Below are 4,366 nucleotides of genomic sequence, written 5' to 3'. Positions count from 1 at the left end.
GCGCCTGGACGCCGGCCGGACCGCCGCACGGCGCCACCCCGCCCACCCCGCCCCGGCGGCTGGTCGTCGTGCGCTGAACCTGGGAACCAGCTGGGATGATCCACGGCCGAGCTGCGGTGCGGCGGGCGGCCGATAGACTCTTCGCTCATGAGTGTTGAAGAGGGCACGGCCAACCACGGTCGGCTGCTGGGCGCCGTCCGCGGTCCGCAGGACGTCAAGCGGATGACCGCCGAGCAGCTGGACATCCTCGCCGCCGAGATCCGTGACTTCCTGATCGCGAAGGTCTCCCGCACCGGCGGGCACGTCGGCCCCAACCTGGGCGTGGTGGAACTCACCCTGGCGATGCACCGGGTCTTCGACTCTCCCCGCGACCGGCTCCTGTTCGACACCGGCCACCAGTCGTACGTGCACAAGATCCTCACCGGGCGGCAGGACGGCTTCGACAAGCTGCGCCAGCGCGGTGGGCTCTCCGGCTACCCCAGCCAGGCCGAGAGCGAGCACGACCTGATCGAGAACTCGCACGCCTCCACCGCCCTGTCGTACGCCGACGGGCTGGCCAAGGCGTACGCCCTGCGCGGCGAGCAGCGCAGCGTGGTCGCCGTGGTCGGCGACGGCGCGCTCACCGGCGGCATGTGCTGGGAGGCGCTGAACAACATCGCCACCGCCGGCAACCCCCTCGTCATCGTGGTCAACGACAACGGCCGGTCGTACTCGCCGACCATCGGCGGCCTCGCCGACCACCTCTCCTCGCTGCGGCTCAACCCCGGCTACGAGAAGGTCCTCGACACCGTCAAGGACGCCCTCGGCTCCACCCCGCTGGTCGGCAAGCCGATGTACGAGGTGCTGCACGCGGTCAAGAAGGGCATCAAGGACGCGGTCGCCCCGCAGGCGATGTTCGAGGACCTCGGCATCAAGTACGTCGGCCCGGTCGACGGGCACGACATCGCCGCCGTCGAGTCGTCGCTGCGCGCCGCCAAGAACTTCGGCGGCCCGGTGATCGTGCACGCGGTCACCCGCAAGGGCTACGGCTACCGCCCCGCCGAGGAGGACGAGGCGGACTGCCTGCACGGCCCGGGCGCCTTCGACGCCGAGACCGGCAAGCTGCTCGCCGCCCCGTCGGTGAAGTGGACCCAGGTCTTCGCCGACGAGCTGGTGGCCATCGCCGACGAGCGCCCCGACGTGGTCGGGATCACCGCCGCGATGGCCGAGCCCACCGGCATCGCCACGCTGGCCCGCAAGCACCCCGAGCGGGTGTACGACGTCGGCATCGCCGAGCAGCACGCCGCCACCTCGGCCGCCGGCCTGGCGATGGGCGGGCTGCACCCGGTGGTGGCGGTCTACGCGACCTTCCTCAACCGCGCCTTCGACCAGGTCCTGCTGGACGTGGCGATGCACAAGCTGCCGGTGACCTTCGTGCTCGACCGGGCCGGCATCACCGGGCCGGACGGGCCGAGCCACTACGGCATCTGGGACATGTCCGTCTTCGGCGTGGTGCCCGGCCTGCGCATCGCCGCGCCCCGCGACTCCGCCAGCCTCCGCGAGGAGCTGCGCGAGGCGGTCGCCGTCGACGACGGCCCGACCATCGTCCGCTTCCCGACCGGCACCGTCGCCGCCGACCTGCCGGCCGTACGCCGGGTCGGCAGCGTCGACGTGCTCGCCGAGTCGCGCGTACCGACGTGCTGCTGGTCGCGGTCGGCTCCTTCGGCCAGCTGGGCATGGAGGTCGCCGCCCGTCTCGCCGAGCAGGGCTACGGCGTGACCGTGGTCGACCCGCGCTGGGTCCGCCCGGTCCCGGCCGAGCTGGTCGAGCTGGCCGCCGGGCACCGGCTCGTGGTCACCGTCGAGGATGGCGTCCGGGTCGGCGGCGTCGGCGACGCGCTCGCCCAGTCGATGCGGGACGCCGACGTCCGGGTGCCGCTGCGCGACCTCGGCGTGCCCGCCGGCTGGCACCGGCACGGCACCCGCGCGCAGATCCTCAGCGACCTGGGGCTCACCGCGCAGGACGTGGCGCGCAACGTCATCGGCTGGATCTCCGGCCTGGACGCGGAGCCGGTGGAGCCGGTCCGCCTGCCGGCCAGCGAGGCCAGCCCCAACTGACCGGTACGCCTCGCTCGACCGCCGGCGAGCTGGGTCGGCCGCGGCTGCTCGCTCGTCTGCGGCCGGCTGGGGTGTCTTCAGTCGCTACAGACCTGATGTCGTAGATGAATCACCCGGTTCCGCCGGCTACGGCTGCTCGCTCGTCTGCCGGCGGGCTGGGGTGTCTTCGGTCGCTACGGACCTGATGTCGTGAACGAATCACCCGGCTTCACCGGCGGCCCGGCCGGCGGTGGGGCGGGTTGCTCCCGTCATCGCGCGGTCCCGCCTGGCTGGTGGCGCCGATACCGGCGGGCGAGTGTGGTCGATGCCACGGTGCTCTCCTTCATGCCGGGGGTCGGGTCACCGGATGCGGTCGGTGGCCCGGTCCGATCCCTAACGCGCGGCGGCGCCGACGGCGGCCGTCGGCCGAGGTGAATCGTTTACGTCATCAGATTGGTAGGCGCTGCGACCGGACCTGTGCGGCCGAGGCGCGGTGTCCGGCCGGCAGCGTCGGGTGAGCGCGGCGGCCGGGACAGGGCACGGGCCGATCGCCCGAAACCGGCCCAGCGCGTGCCGCGACGGGCCTGCGGCGACGGGCCTGCGGCGACGGGCCTGCGCGGTGGGTCAGCGGCCGCCGACGGAGCGGTAGTAGGTCTTCTCCGCGCCGGCCAGGCTGAAGGTCTGCCTCGCCGCCGGCATCGGCACCACCGCCAGGCCGGGGCGGTCCACCAGCCGGGGCGTGCCCGGCGGCACCGAGAGCGAGGTGTCCCGGGTGCCCCGCCAGGTCAGCACCACCAGCGGCTGCCCGGGCACCGGCAGCACGTACGTCTGCAGGGGGTTGGACCGGTCCGCCGGGGAGACCACCGGGGTGCCGCCGTCGGCGGGCCGGTAGACCACCGCGGTCATCGTGCCGGCGTCCGTCTCCCAGGTCAGCTGCTCCAGGTCGCCCGGCTCGCCGCCGCCCAGCGCCATCTCGCCGATCGCCCGGACGCTCACCTTCTCCATCGGCCACGACTCCGGGGGCCGAGCGGGGCGCGTCCCGGTCGCCGATGCGGCGCGGGACACTGCCGAACGGGCCCCGCTCGTCGGCGAGCACGCAGGTGTCCAGCCCGTCCAGGGCCCGGCGGCCCGAGCCGGTCTCGTCCCGGACCAGCGGGTAGCGCGGCTCGGCGGTGGCGGTGCCGAGGTCGAGCAGGCGCTCGGCGGCGCGACCGCGCGGCAGCGACTCGGTGGCCCGCAGCGTCGCGGTGACCGGCACGGCCGTGCAGGCCGGCACGCGCACCGGCCGGCTCAGCCCGTCGGAGAGCACCAGCGCCCGGCCGTCCGGGCCGAGCAGGCGCTCCACCCGCCCGGAGGTGAGGTAGCGCCGGCCGCCGGCCAGCTGCACCGGCAGGACGTCGGCGTAGGCGAGGTAGCCGGGGTCGGAGTACTCGGCTGGCCCGGGTCACCGGTGTACCGGCCGCCGTCGCCGGTGAGCTGGAGCAGCCAGGACGCGCCCTCGCCGGGCACGTCGGCGGCGACCAGGGCCAGCCGGGCGCCGTCGACCTCGCCGGAGAAGAGGATGCCGGAGGAGGGCAGGTGGGCGCGGTCGTCGATCGGCGACCGCCAGGCGCGGACCGCCTCGGTCACCGCCCGCGTCGCGGCGGCGTCCCCGGCGAGCGAGCCGCGCGGCGGCCAGACCGGCAGCGTGCCGTCCAGGCTGTCGTAACCGACCCGCAGCTCGCGGGTCCCCCGGTCGGCGACCGGGCCGCAGGCGGTCGCGGCCAGCACCATGGTGAGCAGTGCGGTGGCCGTCGTGCCGCGGCGGCGGACTGAAGCCACCTGTACGCCTCCCGATCGCCTCGCCGTCGTTGCCGGAAGCCCACATGGTACGCAACCGTCGGGGAGCGCCTCGCGGCCGTGTCCGACGGCCACAAGGGACAGCAGTGTGAATTTCGGGCTATTCTCCGGCTCCGGTAGACTCCGCCGACTGTGACGTCTGTCGAGCCCCGTGGCGCCTCCGCACCGGACCCCGACGCCTCTCCGGGCTCCGCCCGCGGCGCCACGGCGACCGCGACCGCATTCCCGACACGGGTCCTCGACACCCCGGCGGCGAAGGCACCCGCCGCCACCGTGCCGACCATGGAAGCGCCGGCCGGCCGAGCGCCGACCGTGGAAGCGCTGACCGGCCGAGCGCCGACCGTGGAAGCGCTGACCGGCCGAGCGCCGACCGTGGACGCGCCGGTCGTGGACGCGCCCGCCACGACGGCACCGGTCGTGGACCGCCCGCCCCCACGGCGCCGGCCGTCGAC

General features: G+C 74.9%; 2 pseudogenes. One reads left to right on the top strand and one right to left on the bottom strand.

The features are described 5' to 3' along the window. The first annotated feature begins 147 nt into the window (after positions 1 to 147). Positions 148 to 2,096: pseudogene (dxs, locus tag JNW89_RS28950) on the top strand (1-deoxy-D-xylulose-5-phosphate synthase). A gap of 603 nt (positions 2,097 to 2,699) precedes the next feature. Here the strand turns inward: dxs and JNW89_RS28945 are convergent. Further along, positions 2,700 to 3,896: pseudogene (locus JNW89_RS28945) on the bottom strand (hypothetical protein). Positions 3,897 to 4,366 lie beyond the last annotated feature (470 nt).

The organism is Micromonospora sp. 4G55, assembly GCF_016803375.1.
The sequence above is the reverse complement of the archived record's forward strand: the minus strand, read 5'-3'. Positions and strand labels throughout refer to the sequence as shown.